The sequence below is a fragment of the Occallatibacter savannae genome, from assembly GCF_003131205.1.
Taxonomy (GTDB): domain Bacteria; phylum Acidobacteriota; class Terriglobia; order Terriglobales; family Acidobacteriaceae; genus Telmatobacter; species Telmatobacter savannae.
Genome location: NZ_QFFY01000006.1, coordinates 339,204 through 366,045 on the forward strand (window position 1 = coordinate 339,204; position 26,842 = coordinate 366,045).

21 protein-coding genes are annotated in these 26,842 nt (G+C 60.5%); 5 read left to right on the forward strand and 16 right to left on the reverse strand.

Going from position 1 to position 26,842, the window contains the following annotated elements; all coding sequences use genetic code 11:
- Positions 1-24: 24 nt before the first annotated feature.
- The 9 genes from DHV10_RS22235 to DHV10_RS22275 are packed head-to-tail and all read right to left on the reverse strand — an operon-like array spanning position 25 to position 8,362.
- Positions 25-390: a c-type cytochrome gene (locus DHV10_RS22235; protein WP_109488613.1), complete on the reverse strand. Its 366-nt coding sequence runs from the start codon at positions 388-390 to the stop codon at positions 25-27.
- Positions 387-1,274, reverse strand: coding sequence for a cytochrome c oxidase assembly protein (locus DHV10_RS22240; protein ID WP_109488614.1), 888 nt, complete (start codon positions 1,272-1,274; stop codon positions 387-389). The genes DHV10_RS22235 and DHV10_RS22240 overlap by 4 nt, the downstream gene beginning before the upstream one ends.
- A 1-nt stretch (position 1,275) precedes the next feature.
- On the reverse strand, positions 1,276-1,653 hold the full coding sequence (locus DHV10_RS22245) for a hypothetical protein (protein ID WP_109488615.1): 378 nt from the start codon (positions 1,651-1,653) through the stop codon (positions 1,276-1,278).
- The gene (locus tag DHV10_RS22250) at positions 1,646-2,263 is read right to left on the reverse strand and encodes a cytochrome c oxidase subunit 3 (RefSeq protein WP_109488616.1); all 618 of its coding nucleotides are present in this window, start codon (positions 2,261-2,263) and stop codon (positions 1,646-1,648) included. The genes DHV10_RS22245 and DHV10_RS22250 overlap by 8 nt, the downstream gene beginning before the upstream one ends.
- Positions 2,248-4,191, reverse strand: coding sequence for a cytochrome c oxidase subunit I (gene ctaD, locus DHV10_RS22255; RefSeq protein WP_109488617.1), 1,944 nt, complete (start codon positions 4,189-4,191; stop codon positions 2,248-2,250). Before ctaD ends, DHV10_RS22250 begins: the two co-directional genes overlap by 16 nt.
- A complete protein-coding gene (locus DHV10_RS22260; protein ID WP_109488618.1) occupies positions 4,188-5,177 on the reverse strand; it encodes a cytochrome c oxidase subunit II in 990 nt (329 codons plus the stop codon). Before DHV10_RS22260 ends, ctaD begins: the two co-directional genes overlap by 4 nt.
- Positions 5,174-5,725: a c-type cytochrome gene (locus DHV10_RS22265; protein ID WP_109488619.1), complete on the reverse strand. Its 552-nt coding sequence runs from the start codon at positions 5,723-5,725 to the stop codon at positions 5,174-5,176. The genes DHV10_RS22260 and DHV10_RS22265 overlap by 4 nt, the downstream gene beginning before the upstream one ends.
- Positions 5,722-6,507, reverse strand: coding sequence for a quinoprotein dehydrogenase-associated putative ABC transporter substrate-binding protein (locus DHV10_RS22270; RefSeq protein WP_109488620.1), 786 nt, complete (start codon positions 6,505-6,507; stop codon positions 5,722-5,724). Before DHV10_RS22270 ends, DHV10_RS22265 begins: the two co-directional genes overlap by 4 nt.
- The gene (locus tag DHV10_RS22275) at positions 6,488-8,362 is read right to left on the reverse strand and encodes a PQQ-dependent dehydrogenase, methanol/ethanol family (RefSeq protein ID WP_204101501.1); all 1,875 of its coding nucleotides are present in this window, start codon (positions 8,360-8,362) and stop codon (positions 6,488-6,490) included. The genes DHV10_RS22270 and DHV10_RS22275 overlap by 20 nt, the downstream gene beginning before the upstream one ends.
- A 330-nt stretch (positions 8,363-8,692) precedes the next feature.
- Between DHV10_RS22275 and DHV10_RS22280 the strand changes: the two genes are divergently transcribed.
- Together DHV10_RS22280 and DHV10_RS22285 are read left to right on the forward strand one after the other, a co-directional pair.
- Complete coding sequence (locus DHV10_RS22280; RefSeq protein WP_109488621.1) at positions 8,693-9,028, forward strand: PadR family transcriptional regulator; 336 nt, start codon at positions 8,693-8,695, stop codon at positions 9,026-9,028.
- 3 nt (positions 9,029-9,031) lie between these two features.
- Complete coding sequence (locus DHV10_RS22285) at positions 9,032-11,728, forward strand: ABC transporter permease (protein ID WP_109488622.1); 2,697 nt, start codon at positions 9,032-9,034, stop codon at positions 11,726-11,728.
- Between the two features lie 70 nt (positions 11,729-11,798).
- On the opposite strand, the gene DHV10_RS22290 is transcribed toward DHV10_RS22285, so the two are convergent.
- From DHV10_RS22290 to DHV10_RS22300, 3 genes are read right to left on the reverse strand one after another with little or no spacing between them, the layout of a single operon-like run.
- Positions 11,799-14,912 (reverse strand): efflux RND transporter permease subunit, encoded by a 3,114-nt coding sequence (locus DHV10_RS22290; protein WP_109488623.1) that lies wholly within the window; start codon positions 14,910-14,912, stop codon positions 11,799-11,801.
- A complete protein-coding gene (locus DHV10_RS22295) occupies positions 14,912-16,519 on the reverse strand; it encodes a FixH family protein (RefSeq protein WP_239461980.1) in 1,608 nt (535 codons plus the stop codon). The genes DHV10_RS22290 and DHV10_RS22295 overlap by 1 nt, the downstream gene beginning before the upstream one ends.
- Complete coding sequence (locus tag DHV10_RS22300) at positions 16,519-17,874, reverse strand: TolC family protein (protein WP_109488624.1); 1,356 nt, start codon at positions 17,872-17,874, stop codon at positions 16,519-16,521. The genes DHV10_RS22295 and DHV10_RS22300 overlap by 1 nt, the downstream gene beginning before the upstream one ends.
- A 271-nt stretch (positions 17,875-18,145) precedes the next feature.
- Here DHV10_RS22300 and DHV10_RS22305 point away from each other — a divergent pair, with 271 nt between their 5' ends.
- Positions 18,146-18,376: a hypothetical protein gene (locus DHV10_RS22305; RefSeq protein WP_162601785.1), complete on the forward strand. Its 231-nt coding sequence runs from the start codon at positions 18,146-18,148 to the stop codon at positions 18,374-18,376.
- Between the two features lie 56 nt (positions 18,377-18,432).
- Here the strand turns inward: DHV10_RS22305 and DHV10_RS22310 are convergent, their stop codons facing one another.
- Together DHV10_RS22310 and DHV10_RS22315 are read right to left on the reverse strand one after the other, a co-directional pair.
- Positions 18,433-19,725, reverse strand: coding sequence for an alpha/beta fold hydrolase (locus tag DHV10_RS22310; RefSeq protein ID WP_109488626.1), 1,293 nt, complete (start codon positions 19,723-19,725; stop codon positions 18,433-18,435).
- A gap of 181 nt (positions 19,726-19,906) precedes the next feature.
- Positions 19,907-21,130, reverse strand: coding sequence for an alpha/beta hydrolase-fold protein (locus DHV10_RS22315; protein ID WP_109488627.1), 1,224 nt, complete (start codon positions 21,128-21,130; stop codon positions 19,907-19,909).
- A gap of 312 nt (positions 21,131-21,442) precedes the next feature.
- Between DHV10_RS22315 and DHV10_RS22320 the strand changes: the two genes are divergently transcribed.
- Entirely contained in the window at positions 21,443-22,540 is a 1,098-nt protein-coding gene (locus DHV10_RS22320; RefSeq protein ID WP_109488628.1) for an alpha/beta hydrolase, read from the forward strand.
- Between the two features lie 58 nt (positions 22,541-22,598).
- Positions 22,599-24,152 carry a tannase/feruloyl esterase family alpha/beta hydrolase gene (locus DHV10_RS22325; protein WP_109488629.1) on the forward strand — a complete coding sequence of 518 codons (1,554 nt, stop codon included), beginning with the start codon at positions 22,599-22,601 and terminating at the stop codon, positions 24,150-24,152.
- Between the two features lie 54 nt (positions 24,153-24,206).
- Here the strand turns inward: DHV10_RS22325 and DHV10_RS22330 are convergent, their stop codons facing one another.
- Both DHV10_RS22330 and DHV10_RS22335 read right to left on the reverse strand, forming a co-directional pair.
- Complete coding sequence (locus DHV10_RS22330; protein ID WP_109488630.1) at positions 24,207-25,481, reverse strand: Gfo/Idh/MocA family protein; 1,275 nt, start codon at positions 25,479-25,481, stop codon at positions 24,207-24,209.
- Positions 25,478-26,413 (reverse strand): sugar phosphate isomerase/epimerase family protein, encoded by a 936-nt coding sequence (locus DHV10_RS22335; RefSeq protein ID WP_109488631.1) that lies wholly within the window; start codon positions 26,411-26,413, stop codon positions 25,478-25,480. Before DHV10_RS22335 ends, DHV10_RS22330 begins: the two co-directional genes overlap by 4 nt.
- Positions 26,414-26,842: the final 429 nt, after the last annotated feature.

The following is a 26,842-nucleotide window of genomic DNA, read 5'->3' on the forward strand; positions in this document are numbered from 1 at the left end:
AATTCCGAATTCTTGGCCGAAGGGTCAGCGGTTTTCGTTGAGGAAGGTGGCGATCCGTTGAGCGTCGGAACTAGAGACGCCCATCTCCGGCATTGCTGTTCCGGGGCGGAAGTGCTGCGGGTGCATGATCCATTGCACCAGGTTCTCTGGTGTGTTGGGAATGGAACCGGCGAGGTAGGAGCGTTGCGCGAGGGAGCGCAGAGATGGTCCGACTTTGCCGACGGCGCCGGGCACGTTTGGGATGACGTGGCACGTGGGGCAGCCATACTGCTCCATCAATTCGGGTGCGCTTCGCTGCGAGCCTGAGTGCTGCGCGGTTTGGTCGAGGCGGGAGCATCCCAATAGCAGCAGGACCGCGAAGAATGCAGTGGCGGACGTGAGACGTGTCATGGCTGCTCCTCTTTCTCGAGCAGTGCGGCGAGGGAGCCGAGCTTCAGGCGGCGATCGGACTCGGCGAGCCACTTGCCCATGAGTGCCATGGCAATCGCGATGAAAACGACTCCGGAGGGAACCCACATGATTGCTCCGCCGAGCTGCTGGTCTTCGAGTGGAGTGAGTGCCCATGCCGATGTTGTTGCGGCGTAGGCCGGATACCAAAGCACCTGCGAAAAGGTGAGGAGCGCGCCGAGGGCGCTGCAGTGGATGGCCGTGCCGAAGACATATAGGGTGGCTGCACCGTAGCTCATGGCAGAACGGCCGACGCCGTAGAGGGCAGACCAGAAGAGCACGGCGGTGGCGAGAAAGCTGATGTGCTGCGCGGCGTGTACCCAGTCCGAGTGGAGAGTCGCCTGGTAGAGGAACGGAATGTGCCAGAGCCAGAGGGCGGCGGCCTCGAGGATCCATGCATTCAGCGGCGCGGTGAGGAGTTGCATGGGACGCGAGTTCTCGATGTGCTGAATCCACCCGCCGATCTCGGCGCGATGGCGGGGCGCGAAGGCCCACAGCAGGGTTGCGCCCGGGTGCGATGCGGAGATGAGCGGAGCGGAGATGAGGATGAGGATTTCGTGCTGCAGCATGTGCGCGCTGAAAAGCTGCTCGCCTAGTTCGTGGATGGGAGAGGTGAGGGCGAGGAAGAGCGTTGCCCATCCGGCGAAGAAACTTGCGTGGCGCCAGCGGAGCAGGTGAACGGCGCCGCGCCGCCAAGCTCCGATGGAGTAGACCAGCAAGAAACCCGCCAGGGGAAGCACGATGGCAGGTTCCCAACTCCAGGGGACACTCCATAGTGAGGCTGCTGTGTCTGCAGCGAATGTGGGATGGAGCGGAAGCGAATGCATATCAGTCGGTCGGATGGAGTGTGATGACAGCGATGGTTCCTGCAATGACGAGCAAAGCCGCAAGCACAGACAGCAGCATGGAGACTTTGGCCATGAAAGCTCGCCGGCCGTCGATGGCCTCCGCGTCCTCGGTTCCACGCGATATGCGGGAATAAGAGGCGGAGATGGCGAAGGCGAAGATGCACAGCGCGAAGTCGATGGCGGAGACGAGGTAGCAAGCGCCTTTTCGGGCGGTGTCGGTTGTCCAATGGGCCACGGTGAATCCGACGATGGTGTTGATCCCCATGGCTAGAGGACTGAGAAGCAGAGCCACCCACAGCATGACGTCGGTGCGCTTCTCAGCGGGTGAAGGCTGCGTGCTCTGAAGGGGATCACGCATGAAGCCACCTCGGCGCCCAGTAGATGACGAGATAGATGGGAATCCAGAAGCCGACGACGAAGTACCAGTAGGCTGCGTTCTCTTCGGCGTCCTGAAAGCGCTTGCCTTCGACCAAAGGCGTGAAAAAGATGACCGTAAGGACGATGGTGTCGACCAGGTCAGTGAGCAGGTGCAGGACATGCAGTCCCATCAGAGTCCACACAGCGGAGCCGTATGCGTCGATGCTCCAGTCGGTGTTGAGATGCCATAGCTCGAAGTAGCGGACGATGACGTTTCCGATGCCGAAGAGGGAGACCAGCACCAAACCGATTTGGACGGCGCGCAGATCGCCTTTGCGCGCACGGCGGCGATACCACTCGCTGGGAACGACGCTGATGAGGAAGAGAACGAGATTCACGGTTCCCCACAGCAGGTCGGGAGGATTGCGATGCGGGGGCCACTCGGAGTTGCGCGAGTGGAGATAGAAGTAGGAGGCGATCATCAGGACGAAGACTGTCCCTTCGATGGCCATCATGCCCATGATGCCCCACCAGGTGATGCTGCGCGATCCGAAGCCTACGGTGGGCAGGCGGGAGACGTCGAGGACGGGGCGCTCTACTCGCTCTGCCATATCTCCCTCGCGCGCCGGCGTTGGGCCGGCTGCCTTTCAGGCCAGAACCAGCCGATCATGGTGATGGCTACGGGGATCGCGCCGATGGTGATGCCCCAAGGGGTGAAGATGCTGCCGATGAAGGCGATGCTTGTTGCGACAGCGGCGAGAAAAGGCCAGATGGTTGGCCCGGGGAATTCGTCGCGGCCTTCGGGTTCTGCATCGAGGGTGCGCGTGATGAGGAAGGAGCGAGCGTCGTCGGGAAGGCCAGCTACTATGGGCTGATTTGGGGCAGCATCCCACAGCGCTTCGCGGCCGTTCACGGTGGGGAGATGAAGGAAGTTGTACTGAGGAGGCGGGGAAGAGGTGGCCCACTCGAGCGTGCCTGCGTTCCAGGGATTGGGGCCGGCGATCGCGCCGCTTCTGAGCGAGCGAGAGACGTTGACGAGAAGAACGCAGACGGCAAGGAAGAGCAGAACGTATCCGAGAGACTCGACCTGGTTCAGCGTTGTCCAGCCCATGTTGGGTTGATAGGTGTAGACACGGCGAGGCATGCCGCGGATGCCGACGAGATGCATGGGGAAGAAAGTGATGTTGAAGCCGATGAAGAAGAGCCAGAAGGTGAGCTGTCCAAGCGTCTCGTTGAGCATGCGGCCCGTGACTTTTGGAAACCAGTAGGTGATTGCGCCGAAGAGCGGGAAGACTGCACCACCGATGAGCACGTAATGGAAGTGGGCGACAACGAAGTAGGTGTCGTGGACCTGCAGGTCGACTGGCACTGAGGCCACGAACATTCCGGTCATGCCGCCCATGATGAAGACGAAGAAGAAGCCGATGGCCCACCACATGGGCGTCTTGAGCACTACTTTGCCTGTAGCTATGGTTGCGATCCAACAGAAGACCTGCGCTCCAGTTGGAATTGCGATGACCATGCTGGCCGCGGTGAAGTAGCTTTCGGCGATCTGGGGAATGCCGGTGGCGAACATGTGATGGACCCAGAGGCCGAAGGCCATGAAGCCCGTGGCTACGAGGGAGAGGACGAGAACGAGATATCCGAAGACATGACGCCTGCTGAAAGACGTGACGATGGTGGAGATGATTGCGGCGCCGGGAATGAAGATGATGTAGACCTCGGGATGGCCGAACCACCAGAAGAGGTGCTGATAGAGAAGTACGTCGCCGCCGGCCGCGGGGTTGAAGAACTGCGTGTTGCAGGTGCGGTCCATGAGCAGCATGGTGCTGGAGAGGACGACGCCGGGAAGGGAAAAGATGACCATGAACGCGACGACAACCTGTCCCCAGACGAAGATGGGAATGCGATTGAGCGACATGCCGGGGGCGCGAAGCTTGAAGACGGTGACGATGGTTTCGACAGCAACGGCGAGGCCGGAGACTTCAGTGAAGGTGATGAGCTGGGCCCAGAAGTCGGGACGCTTGCCCGGGCCGTAGTCGGGCCCGGCAAGCGGGACGTAGGAAAACCAGCCGCGGTCAGCGCCGGTGTTGCACGCGAAGGCAACGTAGAACATCAGGCCGCCGAACAGGTAGAGGTAGTAGCTGTAGGCGTTGAGGCGGGGGAAGGCGATGTTGCGGGTTCCGACCATGAGCGGAACGAGATAGACGCTCATGGCTTCGAACATCATGGGCACGGCGAAGAGAAACATCATGGTGCTGCCGTGCATGGTGAAGAACTGGTTGTAGAGGTCGTTGGAGAGGATGTGCGCTTCAGGGAAGGCGAGCTGGAGGCGCATGCCACCGGCAAGAAGTCCGGCGAGAAGGAAGAAGCCGAAGGCAGTTACGGCGTAGCGCTTGCCAATGGTGGTGTGGTGAACGGCCTTAAACCAGCCCCAGAAGCCGGTGGGCTCGCGCCACACTGCTTCGAGCCGCGCGGCCTGGGCGCGTTCCTGCTCGGTGAGTTCAGCTGTGCTTTCGATGGCCGTGGTCGTGATCATTTCAAGGTCTCTAGATAAGCGAGAAGGTCCTGGAGTTCGGTGCCGGTCATGTGATTGGGCGGCATGCGGCAGCCTGGCTTTATTGATTGCGCGTTCAGGATCCAGCCGCCGAGATTTCCGATGGTGTTGGGTAGTACGCCCGCAGCGATGGTTGAGCGGCTGGCGAGGTGCGTGAGATCTGGGCCGACACGAGAGCCGGCAGGCGTGCCGCGAATGGTGTGACACATGACGCAGGCATGCGACAGGAAGACCTGCTGGCCTCGCGTAACCTGCGGCGAGGACGGCGAGACGCTGGCGGCTGCCTGCTGCGCCAGCCACTGCTGGAACTGCTGCGCGGGCTCCGCGACCATATAGAAAGACATGTGCGCGTGCTGTTCTCCGCAATACTCGGCGCACTGTCCGCGCCATCTGCCCGGTTGATCGATCTGCATCATCACGTCGGTGTCGTAGCCCGGCATAAGGTCGCGCTTGCCCTGAACGTTGGGTGCCCAAAAGCTGTGGATCACGTCACGCGACGTTCCGTGGATGCGGAGAGGCACGCCCATGGGGACGTGAATTTCGTTCGCGGTTACGACGGTTTTGTCGGGTTCGTCGTTGGGATAGTGAACCTCCCACCACCACTGATGACCGTAGACATCGATGGTGTATGCGGACTGGCGATTCATTTTGCCCAGAGCATGCCCCGAAACGAAGCTGCCGATGAGCATGGTGAAGACGAGCAGGACTGTGACGACCATCGCTGCTCCAACCGCATGGCGAGCGCGCCGATCGCTTTCCGGCGTGGTGCGAATCGGCTCGGGCATGATGTTCAGCGAGTGCCGGCGGCGTACGACGTAGACTACGAGCGCGATCAGGACGATGCAGTAGACGATCACTGTGATCCAGAAGATGAGCGCGAATTCGAATTCGATGTGCTCAGCGCCCGGACCTACCGGATTCAGCGAGGTCTGATTGCCGCGGAAGCCTGGAACATGAAAGAGAATCATGGCTGCCCCTTCTGTATCGGCTGCGGAGACTCGTCAGGCGGATGCTCCTTCTTTTTTGCCTGCTCGGCTTTCTTGACCTGGATTTCGTCTGAGCGGCCGGGCGCGACGTCAGCGGGGAGTTGTCCGCTGAGCGAGCGGACGTAGGCGACGAGTTCCCAGACCTGGTAGTCGGGGATTTTGCCGGCGAAGCTGGGCATGCCGTTGGGCCGGCCCTGCACGATGCTGGAGTAAATCTGTTCGGGATGGCTGCCGTAGATCCACTTGGCATCCATGAGTGCGGGTCCGATGCCGCCGCCGCCGTGGTTGTGGCAGCCGACGCAATTGAAGGCACTGAAAAGACGCTTGCCCTCACCGACTGCGTAGGCGCTCTGCTCGTACGGTCCGTGATCAGGCACGGAGAGCGGTCCACCGGCGTGCACTTCATTCAGTGGGATGCCGTTTGCGATTTGCGAGCCCGAGGAGCCCGGATCGAAGACGCGGTGTTCGCGCTTGCATGCGGTGACGGCGCAGATACAGAGCACGATGGCGGTTGATTTAATGGTGTTCATTGTGCCTCCTCGGCCAGAGTGGGCACGTTGTATGAGGCAAGAACTCTGGATATGGAAGGACGCAGGCGGATGAGCGCAGCGTTGAGATCGGCGCGCAGCTTCTCGTCGTGCTTGTGAACGGCCATGGAGATGGAAAATGCGAACGGCACACCGGAGGGGTCGACAAGGGGAGAGACCGGCGTGAGATTAAGGGGCAAGCGCTCGTGGGTGATCCAGTAGCCTGCGAGCGGGCCCCAGACGACGGCGGTGCCGAGGCGGCGGTTGACGACGGCACGAAGGATGGCAGGTCCGTTTGCTCCAAACGAGTTGAATCCGACGAGTTGGGCGGCGTGGCCGGTGCGGATCAGCGCGAGCGATGGCGGCGAGAGATTGTCTTCGAGAGCCTGCAGGCCGATCTTGGGTCCGTTGAGATGCGGGTCGCTGAATGAAGCGATCTGGAGATTATCCTGGCGGCGCGTGACGAAGACGTACGCGGAACGGTAATAGGGAGCAGTGGTCAGCACTCCGCGGAGTTTCTGAGGTACGCCCACCAGGACGTCGCAAGCATTTCGGTTGAACTGCTCGCGCAGAAAGCCGCGTCCGTTGCGGCTCCATACGAAGACGGGCTCGCGATGGAGATCGCGGGCGACGAGCGCAGCGATCTGGTTATCGAAACCGCGGGCGGCGCGATTGGAGAACGGCAGATTGTCTGGGTCGGCGCAGATGCGCAGCGGGGCCGCGTGGGAGAGCAAGCCCATGCCGAGGATCAGTACAGCGTAACAACTAAGGGAGCGCAAAGACATACAGTGTCCCTCCCGGTGTGGTTACGCTTTTGAGGTCGGGCAGAGCACCGCCCCATCCTGCGGCGGCGTTGCTGTCACGCGTGTCGAGATCGCCGGACACGATCGCGCCCGGCCATCCGCCGATTCCAGAGAGGATCGCGACGTATTGCTTTCCATCGGGACCGCGGTAGGTGACGGGCTGCCCGATGATTCCCGAACCCGTTTTGAATTGCCACACCGTCTGACCGGTGCGCGCATTGGCTGCTCTGAACCAGCCCTCCATGGTGCCGTAGAAAACGAGATCGCCGGCAGTTGCGAGAGTGCCGCTCCATAGCGGGTATTTGTCGGTGATGGTCCAGACCTTCTTTCCGTTAATGGGATCCCAGGCCATCAATTCGCCTTCATTCCCGCCGGGCCCGGCGTAGAACCTGTCGGTGACGCCGACGTAAGGAGTGCCCTGGATGTAGTTCGCTTCTTCGGCTTCTTCGTCGGCGCACATGTTCTCGTGGGGAACGTAGAGGAGGCCTGTGCGGGGCGAGAAGGAGGAGGGCTGCCAGTCTTTGGCGCCAGGAGCCGTGGGACAGATGTTGCGAATTTCCTGCCCGGTCTTTGGAGCTTTCGACAGATCGCGCTTGAGATCGCCGGTCTGCAGATCGACGCCCGTGGTTGTTGTGCTGTAGACATAGGGCGTTGCGGAAAGTACCTGGCCCGTGTTGCGATCGATGACGTACATGAAGCCGTTGCGATCGGCGCGGACGAGCACCTTGCGGGTTGAGCCCTGGATGGGCAGATCGAGAAGGATGTTCTCGTTAATGCCATCCCAGTCGTATAGATCGTGAGGCGACATCTGGTAGAACCAGACTGCTTCTCCGGTGTCGGCATCGCGCGCGAAGACGCCGGATGTCCACTTGTTGTCGCCGGGCCGAACTTCGGGGTTCCACGGGCCGGGGTTGGCAGTGCCGTAGTAGATCAGGTTGCTCGCGGGGTCGTAGGAGAGGAAGCCCCACACGGTGCCTCCGCCTATGCGCCATGCATCGGGCGGCCACGTCTTGACGCCGAGGTCGGTGCCTTTGTCCTTGGCATAGTAGGGCTTGAATTTGCTGCCGATGAGGACTTCTTTATCAGGGCCAGTGGAGTAGGCCTGCCAGACGACCTTGCCGTCTTTTGTGCTGAGAGCAGCGAGCCAGCCGCGGACGCCGTACTCTCCGCCGCTGTCGCCGACGAAGACTTTGTCGCGGACGACCATGGGCGCCATGGTGATGGTTTCGCCCTTGGTGATGTCGGCGAGATGGGTGCGCCAGAGGAGCTTGCCGCTATTGGCGTCGAGCGCGATGGTGAATCCGTCGAGCGTGTTGTAGATGATTTTGCCGTCCGCGTAGACGGCGCCGCGGTTGACCCAGTCGCAGCATGCCTCGCCTTTTGCGGCAGGCGAGGGATTTGGATCGTAGCTCCACTTCAGAGGCGCGCCGGGTTTGGTGAGGTCGAGGGCGAAGAGCTTGTTGGGCCACGGCGCAACGACATACATCGTGTTGTTGACAACGATGGGCGCTGCTTCCTGGCCACGGGGAACGCCGGTGTCGAAGGTCCATGCGAGCTTCAGGCCGGAGGCATTGCCGGTATTGATCTGATCGAGAGAGCTGTAGCGGGTGTTGGCGTAGTCCTTAGTGGCGCGGACCCATTGGCCGTCGTCCTTTTCCATGTCGCCTGTGTAGGCGTGGATCTGGCCACCCGTTCCGGCGGGAGACTCGACGTTTTGAAGCTGCTTGTGACAGCCGAGTGGGATGCACACAATCGCGACGGATGCGAGCAGCGGGGCGATTGCTCCAGCCGACATTTTGGAAAAGTGAACAGTCCAGTTCATCTTTTGCAGCGACATCGAACGGTGACCTTAGAAGCAGGGCTACTCGCAAAGGTGGCTTGTTGCTGATTGGCATTTTGTTCTGCGGACGAGATGGTGAGATCCATCTGGTTGAGGAGTATCGTTATACGATACGTTGGTCCTACCGCCGAAGCTTCTGGGATGGAGCTCCGGGGCGGGCTCCGGCATGGGCATTCTGGCGGGCTGGGCCGAAGACGCGGTGCGGGGACGGGGAGAGTGGCCCTGCGTAGGGAGCCCTACGCCGGGGCTTCATCAGCGAACCTTTGCAGTAACCTTTGCCAGTCACATCTTGACAATCATAATGAGAGTGACGTACCGTCATGTCCAATGAACGATTCGAACACCGACGTTATACAGGGAACGCTCGACATGCTGATTTTGAAGACGCTGAGCCTCGAGCCGATGCATGGGTTTGGGATTTCGCGGCGGGTAGAGCAGATAACGCGGGGTGTCTTCAAAGTGAATCCGGGGTCGCTCTTGACCGCGTTGCAGCGGCTGGAGCGGGCGGGATGGCTCGATGCCGAGTGGAAGCAAACGGAGAACTCCCGCCGCGCGAAGATCTATAGCCTGACACGTGCGGGACGGAAGCAACTGGAAGTGGAAGCGGCGGACTGGAATCGCCGTGCAGGGGCGATTGCACGGCTGTTGAAAGCGGAGATCTGAGCTATGTCGTTGCTGCGTCACATTTCGCGGGGTTTGCGCGGGCTTTTCATACAGGGGAGCAAGGACGCTGAGATCGCCGCGGAGGTTCAGCAATACTTCGACGAGGCGGTGGCCGCCGGCATTGAACGAGGGCTGACGCGCGATGAGGCGGAGCGAGTCGCGCGGGCGGAGATCGGGAACCTGGCACCCGTACGGGAACAGGTGCGCTCTTATGGATGGGAGAACGCGGTCCGCACCTGGATGATGGACCTGCGTTACGCGATGCGGCAGTTGCGCCGCAATCGCGGATTTGCCGCTGTGAGTGTGATTACTCTGGCGCTGGGTATCGGGGCGAGCACGGCGATTTTCAGCGTCGTCAATCCCATTCTGCTCTCGCCATTGCCTTATCCGTCTCCGAGCCGCCTGATGATGATCTGGAATACGTACCAGGGCGCGCGATTCGAACTTTCGTTCGCGACTTACCGAGAGCTTCTGGCTCGCAATCGGAGCTTTGAGTCGATGGCGGTTTTCGATTCAGGCGACGGCCTGGGCAATGCGACGCTGCAGGGAAACGGTCTGCCCGAGCGGCTTGAAGGCCAGAGAGTGAGCTGGAATTACTTTCAAGTGCTGGGTGTTTCGCCGAGTCTGGGGAGAGACTTTCAAGCCTCAGAGGATATCTTTCACGGTCCCAAGGTTGCGATTCTGAGCGATCGACTGTGGCAGCGCAAGTTTCAGGGCGATCCTAGAATGATCGGCCGCAGCATACGGCTGGATGGCGAAAATTACACCGTCATCGGAATCATGCCGCGGAGCTTCGACAACGTCCTGCAGCCGACGACTGAGATCTGGATGCCGGAGCAGTTCGACGTCAGCCAACTCACGAGCGGGAGTTTCAAGAGCTGGGAGTGGATCAACCACCTACACATCGTCGGGCGACTCAAGACTGGGGTGACACATTCGCAGGCGGTTCGGGACCTGGCGCAGATCGCTTCTACTCCGATTGCTGAATTCCCGCGGCCGGACTGGGGATCGCTGAAGCAGGGATTAATCCTGGAATCCCTTCAGGATGATCTCGCGCAGACCATCAAACCGACGCTCCTGGCGATTATGGCGGCTGTGGTGATGGTGCTGCTCGTCGCTTGCGTGAACGTGGTGAACCTGCTGCTTGCGCGTCATACGCAGCGCGAGGGTGAGTTTGCGGTTCGTACCGCGCTGGGGGCGTCACGCGGCCGCGTGCTGCGGCAACTCGTAACAGAAACACTGCTTCTTGCGGTGCTCGGAGGTCTTGCGGGTATCGCCGTTGCGTTCGCCGGAGTGCGCGCGCTGGTCTCGTTGAGTCCGCCGGGGCTTCCACGCATTGAGGCGATTTCGCTGGACCCCGCGGCGCTGGGGTTTGCTCTGGCTGTGACCACGGTGATTGGCCTGCTCACCGGGCTGTTTCCCGTCGTGGGCGGCTCGCGCACGGAACTCAACCGGGCACTGAGCCGCAGTTCCGGGCGTACGGCCGGGGGACGAGGTGTAGCGTTACGCGCTCTGGTGGTAACCCAGGTTGCGCTGGCGATGATTCTCCTTGTGAGCACGGGGCTGCTCCTGCACAGCATGCGGCGTCTGTTGAATGTCGATCCGGGCTTCAATCCCAATCACCTGCTGACGATGGTCGTGCACACGTCAGGGCCTGAGTACCTGCCGGTGTCTCAGGATCCTCGTCCTGCTTTCGCAGCGCGCTTCCGGTTCTATCAGCAGGCGATCGAGGCGGTGCGGCGTATTCCTGCGGTGAGGGAGGCGGGGTTCGGTATCCCTCTGCCGCTCAGCGATGATCCGTCTTTTCTCGGACAAGCTGATGTGCAGTTTGAAAAGGACGGGCCTCGAGGCGTGCGCAGATCGCTTCGTTTCGGGATCAGTCCGCAGTTTTGTCAGGCAATGGGTATTCCTTTGCGCAGCGGACGTTTTCTTGATGAACGCGACAAAGCATCAGCGCCTTTTTCTGCTCTCATCAGTGAGTCGCTGGCCCGCAACGAGTTTCCGCATGAAGATCCGCTTGGAAAGCGGTTCCATCTGGGAGGAACTGAGGGCGCCTGGTACACGGTCGTGGGCATTGTGGGCGACATCAAGCGCACTTCGCTGGCTGTGAATGAACCGGAGGCGGTCTACACAGACTTTCGCCAGTCGTGGGCGGTCGAGTCTCCACTCTCATTCGTGATTCGTACGTCAGGCGATCCCGCGTTGGTGGCGAACGCCGTGAAGAATGCCATCTGGTCTGTCGATCCGAATCAGCCGATCGTGCGCGTCATCACGATGGAACGGATGATCGTCAGCTCTGAAGCTGAGCGGAGGTTTGTGCTGATCCTCTTTGCGGCATTCGGCAGCGTGGCCCTGGTGCTTGCGGCGGTGGGTATTTATGGCGTGCTCTCGGGTAGCGTGAATGATCGGATGCGAGAGATCGGCGTGCGCGCAGCACTGGGGGCGTCACGACGGGATATTCTCGAGCTGATTCTGCGGGATGGACTGTACCTTGCCGCGGTGGGAATGTGTATCGGACTTGCGGGTGCGGCAGCATCGAGCCAGATCATGCAATCGCTTCTCTTCGGCATCTCCCGGCTTGATCCGCTCACGTATGTGGGGGTGCTGCTTCTTCTCACGGCGGTTGCGGCGATTGCCTGCGCCGCGCCTGCCTGGCGTGCTTCGCGCGTTGACCCATCGGTCACTTTACGCGCGGAATGACGGATGAATCGTGGGGCACGACTTCTCGCCTTGAGTTAAGGCGTCTTCGCGTTATTCGCCTGTCCTGTTTTCAACCCGAGAGCGATCGGCGCCGCGTGAGCAGGAAGAAGACCGGAACGAGGATGAGGACGTGAATGGTGGAGGTGATCATGCCGCCGACGATGGGGGCGGCTATGGGCTTCATTACGTCCGATCCGATTCCGGTCTCCCACAAGATGGGCGCCAGGCTCAGGATGACTGCCGCGACGGTCATCAGCTTGGGCCGGAGGCGCTGGACGGCACCATCGATGACGGCCTGTTCGAGATCTGCTTCGGAATGCAGGGTTCCGTGCGCGATGCGGTTTTCGTAGGCCTCGTGGAGGTAGACGACCATCACGACTCCGGTTTCGACAGCGATGCCGAAGAGGGCGATGTATCCGACCCATACAGCGACGCTGAAGTTATAACCCAGCATCCATTGGAGGAGCAGGCCGCCTGACATGGCATAGAGCGTGGGAAAGATCAAGACGGCAGCTTCGATCGCGGATTTGAAGATCATGTAGAGCAGAAGGAAGATGATGAAGAAGACGATGGGGACAATGATCTTCAGACGCTCCTTTGCCCGGAGCTGAAATTCGTATTCACCAGCCCAGCGCCAGGTGTAGCCGGGCGGCATGAGTACGGAGGCGGCGATGAGTTGCTGGGCGCGCGCGACATAGCCGCCATAGTTGTTTGACCGGGGGGTCAGGTAGACGTATCCGGTGAGCTGGCCTTCTTCATCGCGAATCATGGCGGGGCCACGAGAGTAAGAGACGCGCGCGACCTGGCTGAGAGGGATCTGCTCACCCGTAGGGGTGGCGACGAGCGCCTGCTCAAGAGCCTGCGGTGTATCGCGCGAACCGCGGTCATAACGGACTGCAACCGGAAAGCGACGGCGTCCTTCGATGTTGTCGGTGACATTCATGCCGCCGATCTCGGAGGTGACGACGCGCTGCACATCGGCGACCGTCAAGCCATAACGCGCTGCAGTGGGCCGATCGACCTCGACGTTCAGGTAGAAGCCCTGCGAAACACGCTCTGCGAATGCTGAACCTGTTTCTGGCATGGACGAGAGGGATTGCTGGATCTTCGCGCCGATGTTCTCGATGACGGCGAGGTCAGGGCCCTGAATTTTGATTCCGACGGCGGTCTTGATGCCGGTGAGCTCCATGTCGAGCCTGTTCTGGACGGGCATGGTCCAGGTGTTTGTGAGGCCGGGAAACTGGAGCTTTTCATCCATCTGCTGGATGATCTTCTGGTAGGTCATGCCTGGACGCCATTGTTCAAGCGGCTTGAGCATGATGGTGGTGTCGTACATGTCGAGGGGAGCATTGTCAGTTGCAGAATCGGAGCGGCCTACAGCACCGAAGACGGTGGAGACTTCAGGGAAGGACTTGATGATACGGTCCTGCTCCTGCATGAGAGCAGAGGCCTGGGTGATGGAGATCCCGGGCAGAGCGCTGGGCATATACAACGCAGAGCCTTCGTAGAGCGCGGGCATGAACTGGCTGCCAAGCTTGAAGTAGAGGGGAACTGTCAAGGCGAGAAAGAGCAGGTTCAACACGACAACGGTCTTCCATTGACGTAGGCACCAGCGCAGGACCGGGAGATACATTGCCTGCGTAATGCGAGCGGCGGGGTTGCGGGACTCGGGGCGCATTTTGCCGCGCAGGAAGAGAGGCATCAACGCCGGAACCAGTGTGATGGAGAGCAGGGAGGAGAAGACGAGGGCAAGCGTTTTGGTCCAGGCGAGCGGCCGGAACATGCGTCCTTCCTGGGCCTCAAGCAGGAAGACGGGGAGGAACGACACGACAATGATGATGAGCGAATAGAAGAGCGCAGGGCCGACCTGTTGCGCGGCGCCTATGAGCAGCAGCTTGCGAGTGGGTTTGTCGGGGACGTCGTCGCGTTCAGCGAGATGCCGGTAGCCATTCTCGACCATGACGATGGCTGCATCAATGAGAACGCCGATGGCGAGAGCCAGGCCGCCCAGCGACATGATGTTGGAGCTTACATGCAGGAAGTACATGGGGATAAACGAGGCAAGGACTGCGATGGGAAGCGTCAGAATCGGGACGAGGGCTGAGCGGAAGTGAAAGAGGAACGCGATGCTGACAAAGCTGACGATGATGGCTCCGACGATGAGGTCTCTCTTGAGCGTGTGAATGGATTCATCGATCAGCCAGGAGCGATCGTAGGCGTTTACGACTTCGACTCCGGCAGGCAGGGAGGGCGCTATCTCCTTGAATCGAGCCTTGACGGCCTCAATGACATTCAGGGCGTTCATACCGTAACGCATAACGACGATGCCGCCGACGGTTTCGCCCCGGCCCTGCCAATCGACTGCACCGCGCCGAACGTCGGGACCGAAGCCCACGGTGCCTACGTCTTTGACCAGGACCGCTGTGCCGTTCTTTGTCGCTACCGGGACGTTTTCAAGATCGGAGAGGGATTTGAAGTAGCCGAGCCCGCGGACCATGTATTCGGCGCCGCTCATCTCGAGGACATCGCCGCCGGTCTCGTTGGTGCTCTGGCGCACGCGGTCGATGACCATCTGCGCCGGGATGCCGTAGGAGAACAGCTTTTTGGGATCAAGGTTGACCTGGTACTGCCGGACGAATCCGCCGATGCTCGCCACTTCGGCTACGCCAGGCACCGTCTGAAGCTGATAGCGCAGGTACCAATCCTGAAGAGCACGGAGATCGGCGAGGTTGTGCGTGTGGGAACGATCGACGAGAGCGTACTCGAATACCCAGCCGGCGCCGGTTGCATCGGGGCCGATGGCGGGATGCGCATCCTGCGGAATTCTGCCGGCGATCTGCTGCAGATACTCCGTTACGCGAGAGCGAGCCCAGTAAAGATCGGTTCCGTCTTCGAAGATGACAAAGACGTACGAGTCGCCAAACATGGTCTGCGCGCGGACGTTCTTCACGCGAGGCGCCGAGAGAAGGGCAGAAACGATGGGATAGGTGACCTGGTCCTCAATGACGTTGGGCGGTTCGCCGGCCCACGGCGTGTGGATGATGACCTGCACATCGCTGATGTCGGGCAGAGCGTCGAGCGGAATGCGGCGCATCGACCAGATGCCAGCGACGAGGAGCAGGATCGCAGCGGTAAAGACGAGGAATGGGTTTCGTGCACACCAGGCAATGGTCTTCTCGATCATCACATGCCTCCGCCTGCGTTGAGGCTTAGCTTTTTGGTTGCGATGACCTGCCCACCGCGCAGGACGCTGACGGTTACCTGCCACGTTCCGCTCATGGGAACGTCGAGAGCGCCCTCGTATGTGCCGGAGCCTTTTTCAGCGAGGTTCGCCGAAGAATGCATGGCTGCCATTCCCATCTCCGGCATCGCGGGCATGAAGAGACTGACGGATACCTGCAGCGAAGTCGGAGGCGTTCCGTCAGCTGCGGTCAGTTTCACGCGGGCAGTGTTTGCGCCGACCTTCGGGGGAGAAGGGCTGGTGCTGAAGTCAATGGATAGTTTCTCTGCCGGTGCTGCATTTGAGGAGGGTGCAGCAGTCTGCGCGGGAGCGAAGTTTTGAGAGGCGGACTGCAGCTGCGCTTCAGAGTCAATGAGGAAGTTTGCGGAACTCACGACGCGATCGCCTGCTTTCAATCCGCTGAGGACGACGATCTCTCCGTCGATCTGCGGTCCGGTGGTTATGGTGAGCGGCTCGAGGTTGCCTTCACCACGATGGAGGAAGACGACGGAGCGCTGTCCAGAATGCAGCACGGCCGACGCGGGAATGACTAACTGCCTTCCCAGTTGCGCTGCGATATCGACGTTGACGTACATACCCGGCTTGAGCGCGAGCGCCGGATTTGCCATCACGAGGCGTACGCGAACGGTTCTTGTGGCCTGGTCGACTTGAGGAAGAATCTGGTCGACGCGGGCATTGAAAGTTTTGCCCGGGTAGGCGTCGATCGTAACTCTGGCGTGATCGCCCGGGCGCAAGCGACCTACGTCGTTTTGGGGTACATTCGCGTAGACCCACACGGTGCTGAGGTCGGCGATGGTGTAGAGCTTGGATTCCGGCTGGATGTACGCGTTGGGGAGAGCGTTGCGTTCTGTGATGTATCCGCTTGCCGGCGAATAGACCGTGAGCTCGCGTTGCTCCTTTCCGGACTTTTCGAGTCGAGCAATCTCTTCGGGGGCCATGCCAAACTGCTCAAGACGCTGCAATGCCGCGTCGACGAGCCAAGTGTTGTCCTGGGCCGAATGCGGCATCGCCGTCATGGAGGCGGCGTGCATGTCTTGCGAGAATGCAGGCTGGTTCTTGCGTGCAAGGAGGTACTCCTGCTGGCTGCTCACCAAGTCAGGGCTGTAGATGGTGAAGAGCGGCTGTCCCTTGCGCACGTACTGGTAGGTGGCGTTGGCAAAGACACGCTGGATCCATCCCTGGAAGCGCGTCTGAACGTACGCGAGCTTTTCTTCATTGATCTCGATGTTGCCGGGAACCTGAAGGTCATCGCTCAATGTTTTGATTGAGGCGAGCGCAGTGGTGACGCCGATCTCCTGCATGCGCTGGGGCGAAAGCTGGAGCGGGGCAAGAGTGGGCTCAGAAACTGCTGAAGCAGGATGGGCGTCCGGCTGCGAGCCGCCTGATGGGCCGCTCGCAATCACGGGATCGTCGGAACGGGATTGCGCAGGGTGAGCGGCGTGGGACGCGCCAGTCTTCATTTCGGCGAAGAGATAGATAACGGCGGCAGCAAGGATGATGCACAGTGTTGCCATCGCTGCGAGTGCGATTTTGTAAGAGCCTGTTTTCATCACTTCACCTCCGGGCTGACTTGCCCCAACTGGTCGATGGGACCGCCGATTGCCATTTCCAGATCGGCACGGCGGGCATCGAATTCACCCACTGCCTGAGCCCAGGCAAGATCGACGTCGACGACGCGCATCTGGCTGTCGAGCAGGTCGAGGAATCCGGTTTTGTTGTTTTCGTAGGCGATGAGGCTGGACTGGAGCGTGGCTTCTGCCTGTGTTTTGAGCTGATGCTGATAGAGCAAAGCAAGCTTTTGCGCCGACCGGGCTTCAGCAAGAGCTTCGGCGATCTGGCCATGTGCGGAGTTTTGAAGGGCGGTGAGTTCCGCGTCCTGCTCGGTTGCTTTGATCCTGGCTTCGGCGATTTCGGCGTCGTGTCTCTTGCGATTGAGCCAGGGCAGATTCATGGTGCCTTCGAGCATGTAGGCGTTGCGGAAGTCCTGGCCGGAGGGCATCAGCATGTATCCGGCCGAGAGCGTGAAGTCCGGGATGTAGGCTTTTGCGGCGAGGGTCTGCTCTTTGTGACTGCGCTCAGCGGCGGCCCTGGCGGCCGCGAGATCGGGGCGAGTGCTCATTGCGGCGCTTTCGAGTGCGCCGATCGAAGGGAGGGGAGATTCGACGGCGTTGTCGCCGCGGACTTCGATAGGACTTTCCGGATTGCGGCCGAGCAGGGTATTGAGACGTGCCCGGGCAACCTCCGCGTCGCGATCGAAGTGGATCATGTGCTCGGCTAGCTGGGTAAGGGCGACCTGCGCTTTGAGCACGTCCTGCTGAGGAACATTGCCGGCCGTGTACTTGATGCGGGCGGCTGCCATGGCTTGCTGCGCCAGAGCAACATGCTGCGCGTGAACGCGGGCCTGCTCTTCGCTGACGAGGAGATCGAAGAATGACTTTCTGACGCGTACGCGGAGATCGAGACGAACCGCATCGAGATTGGCTTTGGCCTGATCGCCATCGGACTCCGCCAGGCTGGTGCGCAGGTTGCGCTTACTTTTTGCGGTGTAGGACTGGCTGATGCTGAACATGTTCTGCGCGGCGTTGTAATCCCAGGGCCTTTTGAGCGGAACGCCCCAGCCGCGATACATCGCCATAGGATCGTCGAGCGCTCTCGCGACAGGGACATGCGCTCGCGCGAGGTCGAGGCGACGGACTGCCACCGCGATCTCCGGATTCGACTCAAGCGCGATGCGCTCAGTTTCCTCGAGGGTCAGAGGCATGGCCGCTGAGCCGGCTTGTGCCGGTTGGCTAAAGAAGATGGGCAAAGAGCCGAGGACGTCTTCTTTCGAGATGGTCTGCGCAGAGGCTGCAGCGGTAAACACGCCGAAGAGCAGCGGAATTCCTATATGTAGGCCGAAGTTCATCTTTCCCTCCCGCAATGCTGCGGAGAACTCGAGCACGGCAGCGCGACGCGCGAAGTGAGCGCGGGCTAACGCACGGGGTGCAAAGGTAGAAGTGAGTAGGGAGGGATGTTCCTAGATTCTGAGAACAGAGAACCGGCCCGGAGAGGGTTCGGAGACCTGGATCGACTGGCGCCCTTGCTGGCCAGATTCGGAATCTACCAGGGTTGGGAGAAGAGGTGAATGCGCAAGGAGCGCGGGTTGCGGGTCGTGCTGCAACGAGAACTCGGTTGTGGTGGCCGGAGTGTTGCTCCTGGGAGCAAGCTGGCAGCAGGAACTGCTCATGGCGGCGTCGCAGGTCTGCATGACGGCACAGCAGTCGTCGTGGGCACGCATGGAGCCCTCAGAGAAGCATGCGAGTGCGGGTGCCGCTATCCAGAGGAGGACGGCAACGCACGTCAGCAACGCGAAACTCTTCCGAAGGTTCGTCATTCGTGAATGGTCCCACACCAAGGATCACGAATAGTCTACTCTCTGGCTGTGATTTGGATCACGGGTGAGGACGGGAGGAGTTGACGTGGGTCAGGAGGCGGGTAGTGCGGCGATGAAGGCATTCATCTCGCGCAATACGTCGGCTTCATTGGAGTAGAAGACGAAGTGGTCGGCGTTGGGGAGGCGGACGACTTTTGCCTGGGGATTGCCGGCCTGAAAGGCTTCGACCTGGGTGAGGTCGCGCGCGTTTCTTTCGGCGATGATGGACTGGTCTTTGGGCGCGTTGGGGCCGAAGCTGTGGGGTACGGCGAAGATGGCTAGCACAGGACACTTCACGCCGCGATAGGCCTGTTCACCGCGCTGGATGGCGGCGGAGATTTTGAACTCCTGCGCGTTGGGTGGAGCGGGGGTGTTGTCCGGCACGGATGCCAGCTGCTTCTGAATGTCCTGGAGGTCGCGCTGGAAGCGGGGGAGGGTTGTTTCGAGGACCTGCTTGACGATCGCTTTGTGCTCGCCCATCGATGTTGGCTGGAAGAGCTTGTCCATCTGGCGGCGGAGTTCGCTGGCGTCAGTTGCGGGATCGCCTGTTGGAGCGTGGTCGTCGTAATAGGCGTATGAGTAGCCAGCATCGAGGTAGATGAGTCCTGCGATTTTGTTCGGGAAGCGTGTGCCTATGGAACTGAGTTCCTCGCCCGCGATGGAGTGGCCGACAAGGACGGGCTTGTCGATGTGGAGCGCGGCCATGACGGAGAGGATGTCGTCGCCGAGTCGGTCGGCGGTGTAGTTGGAGCCGTCTGGTGCGGGGGCACTGGATGCGCCAAAGCCGCGGCGGGTGATGCCGTAGACGTGATAGCTTCCGGTGAGTTTGAGGGCGAACTTGTCGAAGTCGTGGGCGATATTGCCGAGGCCGGCGAGCAGAATGAGCGGGCGACCGGTGCCGCCCCAGTCGAGCGCCTCGATTTTGACGCCAGGCTCGACTTCAACGAGGTGAATCTGATGCGGGGTGGGATCGGTCTTCCAGGCGGTTTCTGCTGTGGCGCGTTGGAAGTTGAGTGGCCACGATTGGCCCTGATGCCAGGTGCCATTGATGGAATTGCCGTCCGAGGAGAGCTTGCCTTCATAGCTGCCGTTGATGTCGGGGATGGAGAACTTGATGTCGGAGTTCTGGAAGTCGAGCTTGGGGATGGTGATTCCGCGCGAGGTTTGATCGATGGAGAAGAAAGTACCCTTCCATGAGCCGTCGGTTGATGATTCGATCCTGAGAATTGTGCGGAGGCCTGAGCCGATGTTGAGCGTGCCTTGCCAATCCCCGGCAACGGATTGCGCGCAGGTGCAGATGCTTGTGCAGACAACAGTGATGAGCAGAAGACAGATTCTCTTCATGGAATGACGGCACTCCTCAGCGCTAAGCCTAAGGGCAAGTCCCTATGTAGCATTCAGCATAATGTCATTCCAGAGATTGTCAAGAGAATTGCGGCGGTGAGTGCGGGTCCCCAAAAAAGAAGGCCCGCTGCGGAGGCATACGGGCCGGGAGGAGAACGCGAAATCGAAAATTTCTTTGGCGCTATTTGCCGTGCGCGGTTTCTGCGCCGTGGCTTCCAGTTTGGAAGAGGCGCGGGGCGAAGTCTTTGAGATCGCGACGCCAGGTTTGCCACTCGTGGTCAGTGCCGGGGGACTCGTAAAAGGTGTGCTGAACCTTGGACTCGTCGAGGGTATTGTGGAGGCTTTCGAGACCGGCCTTCATACGCTCGGGTTCGTTGGTTCCGACGCCGATCCAGAGAAGGTGAACTCGCTTGGCGAATGCGGCGGGGTCGGCCATGGCGCCGTTGAAGGCGGTCTTGGTGTCGAATTTGTTGTTGCCCATCATGAAGACATTGGCGGCGCCGCTGAATCCGCCGATGTAGGAGAAGAGGTCGAGGTGGTTGAAGGTGACCTGGAAGGTCTGCATGCCTCCCATGGAGAGGCCGGCCATGGCGCGGTGGTCGCGGTCGGTGATGGTGCGGAAGTTTTTGTCAATGTAGGGAATGAGCGCCTTGGTTACGTCGTCTTCGAATGCGCCCATGCGCTCCTGCATGACCTTCATGAATTCGGGCGAACCGAAGGGCTTGCCCGTGAGGTCTGGGACGACATAGCCGGCGCGGGTGGCATAGCCATTGCCCATAACAATGATCATGGGCTTGGCGCTGCCGCTGGCGATGAGGTTGTCGAGGATGAAGTTGGCTTTGCCCTGGCGAATCCAGCCGGTTTCATCTTCTCCGCCGCCGTGCTGGAGATAGAGGACGGGGTAGCGGGATTTTGAGGTGTCGTAGTAAGGCGGGAGATAGACGAAGGCGTCGCGCCATGTGCCGGTGACGCTGGAGTGGTACCAGACCTGACGGACCTGGCCGTGGGGGACGTCTTTGGGCTGGTAGTAGTCGACGCCGGACTCAGGGACTTCGACGGCGCTGGCCCATTTGCTGCCGCCGAAGTAGGCGGTGCTGGCGGGATCGCTGACTTCGGCGCCGTCGACGATCACGGTGTAGTAATGGAGGCCGGGGGCGAGGGGTGGTGTAGTGAAGGTCCAGAAGCCGTCGGCCTGCTTCTCCATGTCGGCTTTGGGTCCGCTCCAGAAGTTGACGCGGACTTTGGCGGCATCGGGCGCCTTGAAGCGGATTTTGACGCGCGAGCTACTGTCGACTTGCGGGTACTGGGCGTCGAGAACGTTGGAAGTGGCGGGCTTGAAGTCGCCTTGCGCCTCAGCAAAACACAGGCTTGCGGCGAGCAGCATCAGCGCGGGAATGGACCGCATAGAGATCCTCCATCGGTGAAACGTTTGCAGGGCCGGCTCATCAGATGCGGCCGGGCGAGCAGATTTTCGGTCACCCGGCATGGTAATGCAGGAGGCAGGAAATAATAAAGCGATTTATTCAGCTTGTTTGTTCTCAGCTTCACTCGCTATAGTCAGGAGTTCCGGAACGAAAGAGGGCGGCACGGCTCGAAACTTCTGCGCGATTGGGGACCGCTGATTGCCGCGGAAGGAATGCAGGTTGGGAAGCGGGCGAAAACGTATTCCCGCCCAGGTGATGCGTGAGCTTGATGAGTACTAAAAGAGAGGGGTTCGATGCAGATTCAGAAAAACCTTGTTGTGTGTGCTGTTGTGGCCACAGTGATATCGGCGAGTGCGCAGGTGCAGACCAATGTTCCAGAGGTGGTGGCCGGGGCAAAGCCGGTGAAGGTGGAGCATATCAAGGTTCATGGCACGGCGCTCGAGGGGAATCTGGAAGGCGATGCGGTGGATCGCGACGTGATCGTGATGCTGCCACCGAGTTATGACAAGGACAAGAAGCACCGGTATCCGGTGGTGTATGCCTTGCATGGCTACTCAATCGGCGCGGAGCAATGGACGCATGAGATTCATGTGCCGCAGACGGTGGAGGGTGCTTTTGCGAAGGGCTCGCAGGAGATGATCGTGGTGCTGCCGGATTCGAAGACGATTTATAACGGGTCGATGTATTCGAGCTCGGCGACGACGGGGGACTTCGAGAAGTTTGTATGGCACGACGTGGTGGCGTATATCGATGCGCACTACAGGACGCTTGCGACGCGTGAGAGCCGAGGGCTGGTGGGGCACTCGATGGGCGGCTACGGAGCGTCGCGGATCGGGATGAAGCATCCGGAGGTGTTTGGGGCGCTGTACATCATGAGCCCATGCTGCATGTCGCCTATGACCGGAGGGGGACCGGGGCCGGCGGACCAGATGAAGGAGCGGGCGATTGCCGGGGAGAAGAAGGTGGCGGGTGCCAAGTCTCCTGCGGATCTGGCGGCGCAGTCGCCGGGGTTTGCTGCGGCGCAGTATGCAACGGCCGCGGCGTGGGCTCCGAACCCGAAGAATCCGCCGCTCTACTTCGATCTGCTGACGAAGGACGGTGTGGTTCAGCCAGAGATCGCGGCAAAGTACAGCGCCAATGCACCGCTGGCGTTTGTGGATCAGTACATCGGGAATCTGAAGCAGTATCGGGCGATTTCGATGGATGTGGGCGATCAGGACGGGCTGCGGTTTGATGCGACGAAGCTGCATACGATCTTGGACAACTACGGGGTTGCGAACACGTTTGAGGTTTACTCCGGGACGCATGTGAGCGCGGTGGCGGACCGGTTCCAGAATCACGTGATGCCGTTCTTCAGCAAAAACCTGTGCTTCACGACGTCGTGCAAGTGATTGGGTCGATGCAGACGGACGGATTGTCTGGGTGTTGTGCGCTGGAAAGGTAGAAGCGATGAATCGATCGGGCTTCATGGTGGTGTTTGCGGCGATGCTGTGCGGGAGCTTTGTTGCGGCGGGACAGTCTTTGAAGGCGTGTTCTGACCTGAAGGCGATGAAGCTCAAGGGCGTGGAGATCACGAAGGCGGAGATGATTGCGGCAGGCGCAACGGTGCCGCCACCTTATCCGGGAGCGCCGACGATCGGGCCGCTGCCGGCGCATTGCAGGGTGGATGGTGTGATCAATCGGCGGAAGGGCGCCGGCGGCGAGGAGTTTGGGATCGGTTTCGCTGTTGCTCTTCCGGAGGGCAGCGCGTGGAATCACGATCTGATGATGCAGGGCGGCGGCGGGGGAAACGGGACCGTGGCCTATCCGGCGGGCGCGAGCTATACGGGCGACAAGCCTGCGCTAGCGCGCGGCTTTGCTGTGGCGAGCACGGATACGGGGCACAAGGCCAAGACGGGTGCGTTTGACTTTTCGTTCATGAGGGACCAGCAGGCGTATCTGGATTTTGCGTTTCTGGCGAACGCCGAAGTGGCCGGAGTTGCGAAGGAGATTGTTGCGCAGTTTTACGCGAAGCCTGCTGCCTATTCGTACTTTGTCGGATGTTCGACGGGCGGACGCGAAGGGATGATTCTGTCGCAGCGTTATCCAACGGTGTTTAACGGAATCGTGTCGGGCGATCCGGCGATGCGTACGGGCCTGTCGAATCTCGCGATTGCGCAGTGGTTCCCTGTGGCTTACAACCAGGCTGCGCCCAAGGATGCGTCGGGCAAGCCGCAGGTCGACAAGTTTCTCAGTGATGGCGAGCGGAAAATCTTCATGGAGGCGCTGATGAAGCGATGCGATGCGAGGGATGGTGTCGCGGACGGGATGATCTCCGATCCGATGGGGTGCGATTTCGATCCCTCGAGCATTGCATGCAAGGCGGGTGAAACGGAAGGGTGCATTGCGCCGGAGAAGACGGCGGCGATTAAGAAGGCATTCGCTGGGCCGAAGAATGCGTACGGAACGCAGGTGTACCCGGGGTTCCTGTATGACACGGGAATTACGGCGGGCGGGTTTGCGTCAGGGCTGCTCGCGCTGGGGAAGAACGGCTTGTTTGGACCGTACACGACGGCGACGGAACTGGATGTGGATAAGGCTGCGTTGCACGCGTCGGACCCGCTGGTAGAGCCGGCGTCGACGAACTTGTCGACGTTCTCGGGCAGCGGAGGCAAGCTCATCTTCTTTCATGGAGACAGCGATCCGTGGTTCTCGCCGCTGGACACGCTGGGCTACTACAAATCGCTGGCTGAGCCGAACGGCGGTGCGGAGAAGGTGGCGGAGTGGAGCCGGATGTTTCTCGTGCCGGGCATGGCTCACTGCGGCGGCGGACCATCGCTCGACCACTTCGACATGCTCAGCGCCGTTGTTGACTGGGTGGAGAAAGGGAGTGCGCCGGAGCAAGTGATTGCGACGGGCAAGGCGTTCCCTGGCAGAAGCCGACCGCTTTGCGCTTATCCGAAACACGCGCAGTACAGCGGGTCGGGCGATACCGAGAGTGCGCAAAATTTTCAGTGCCGATGAACGTTTGAGGCGATCGGAAATTCCTCTCAGAACCTCCGATCGCAAGACTAAGGGCTACGAGCCGAACTGGTTGACGTTGAACCCGAGTGGCCAGTCTTCTTTTTGCGCGAGCATGTCGTCCCACGAGACTTCGCGCTTCTGATACCCGGCCATGCGGCCGAGCATGCAGCTCAGTGCAGTTTCGACGCCGTCGGCGATCTGGTTGTGCGCCGGGCCGGAGACGATGCTGTCGATGAAGTTGCGCTCCTTCTCGCGGTCGGCGTATTTCAGGTTGTCGTTGAATGCACCGTTGGCGGCGAACTGGCCGGAGCCTGCAGCGGTGTTTTCGGATTCCTGCCACGACCATTTGTTTGCGCCGGTGATCCCGATCGGGCCTGCGTAGGGGCAGGTGGCCGATCCGCTGGCGCCGAAGAGCTTGAGGCCGGCGTCGAAGACTCCGTCGCTACCGAATTGCGTTGAGGCGAAGGAGAAGTGGATGTCGCCGGGGTAGGTGTAGTCGACCTGGTAGTTATCCCAGATGTCGCCCCAGTGGGTGAGGACGTTGCGGCCGCCGGTGGCTGTGGCTTTGACGGGATGGGCGCCGACCATCCAGTTGGCGAGATCGATGATGTGGATGTTCTGTTCGACGAGGATGTCGCCGGAGAGGACGCGATCCCAGAGCCAGTTGCGGAGACGGTATTCGTCGGGACCTTCGCCGTCGCGCTTCTTTTCAGTTGACATGGGCGCGTTGTAGTTGCCGGAGATGGTGGCGATTTTGCCCAGGGCTCCGGCTTTGACCTTCTGCTGAAGAGCGGCGATGGGCGGCGCCATGCGGCACTGGAAGCCTACGTCGACGCTCTGGTTGGGCTTGACGCGCTTGGCGACCTCAAGAGCGTGCTTGGCCTGGGCGATGTCGATACCGACGGGCTTCTCGCAGTAGACGTGCTTGCCGCCTGCGACTGCAGCTTCGAGGTGCTGCACGTGGAAGTAGGGCGGGGTAGAGATCTGGATCAGATCTACGTCTTTGGAGTTGGCGAGTCGCTCGAAGGCGTGCGGGCCTTTGAACAGCATCTTGTCGTCGATGGCCGGCTGGTTGAGGCTGGCGAGGATCTTGTTGAAACGGTCGTGGCCTGCAGCGAGGTTGTCGGGGAAGATGTCTCCGAGAGCGACGATGCGGGCCGAGGTGTTGCGCGCGAACGACTCGGCGACGGAACTGCCGCGATTGCCGCACCCGAGGAGGGCGTGGCGGACTGCGGAATTGGCTTCGTATCCGAAGGCGACGCGGGAGTTAAGGAGAAGCATGCCTGAAGCTGCGGCGCTGCCGGTTTGCAGAAACTGTCGACGATTCATCCCATCACCTCGTGGAGGACGCGCTCCAGATAAGCTTTTTCGTTTTTCACGTCTTCGACCTGCTGCGGGCCGGAGGTTTCGCGCTCGATGGTGACGGCGCCGGTGTACCCAATTTTGTGCAGCTTGGTGAAGACGGTTTTGAAGTCGACCAGGCCTTTACCGATCATGACTTCTTCGCCGAGCTTGCTGGGGTCGGTGGGCCACTTACCGTCTTTAGCGTGGATGCTGTGGATGTGCGGTCCGAGGATGTCGACTGCGTCGACAGGGTTCGCTTTGCCATAAAGGATAAGGTTGGCGGTGTCGAGACCGACGCCGAGGTTCGGCATGTTTACGTCGCGGAGGGCGCGAGACATGGCGGTCGGTGTTTCCTGGCCGGTCTCCATGAGGAAGCGTTGGCCATTGGAATGGCAGTGTTGCGCGACGGCGCGGATGGCTTCCACAGTGGGCTGATATTGCGGGTCGGCGGGGTCTTCGGGGATGAAGCCGCAGTGGGTCTGGACCTGGCCGATGTTGAGCTGCTTTGCGAAGTCGGAGACCTGCTTGAGGGCGTCGATGCGAGCAGCGCGATATTTTGGGGGGACAAGGCCGATGGTGGCGGGGCCCTTCTGGAAGTCCCAGACGAGTGGCTGAGGGCCAACGACTTCTACGGTTGTGGCGACGACGTTGTACTTCGAGAGCAGATCGCCGATCTGCTTTGCGGCGTCTGGGGTGAACTTGCCGATGTAGCCATCGAGCGAGAGGAAGCAGTTGGAGAAGCCCATGTCGTGCACGCGCTTGATGGTGGCTTCGGGCGCGTCGTGAGGGCTGACGAGCAGGCCGATGGCCATGGGCTTGAGCTTCGGTTCGTCGGGTGCGGCGAAGGATGGTAGGGAATGAAAGCTTGCGGCGATGGTAGCGGCTGCAGCAGAGCCGATAAAGGTACGGCGGTCCATGGGTTCCTTTCGTCTTCGGAAGAAGAGCGCGGGGGAAATCCCCTCTATCGTAACGTTTGAAATCTAAGGGTTGAGACGGGGGTGCTGCAAGTCGGTGTGACTGTTTAGGGTCGTCGTTCCCAACCTAGCTGCGGAAGAGTGAGGGAGCTATGTCTAGCTGAAGAGGAGAAAAGCAGATCCTTCGCTTACCACCCCCACGCTGATGAAAACGCGTGGGGCCCCGTGCGCTCAGGATGACAGCTGCGGTGAAAGGTCAGGTGCTTTGGATTTGTTTTCCCGGCCCCTGAAAGCGAGGACCGGGGCACCCGGAGTTTTGTTGCCATCCTTGCTTGGCGGGGATGGGGCACCCGCATTAGCGTCTCCCACGTCTCCAAAAGAGGGAGACATGGGGCACCCGCATTATCGTCTCCCATGTCTCCAAAAACCGGG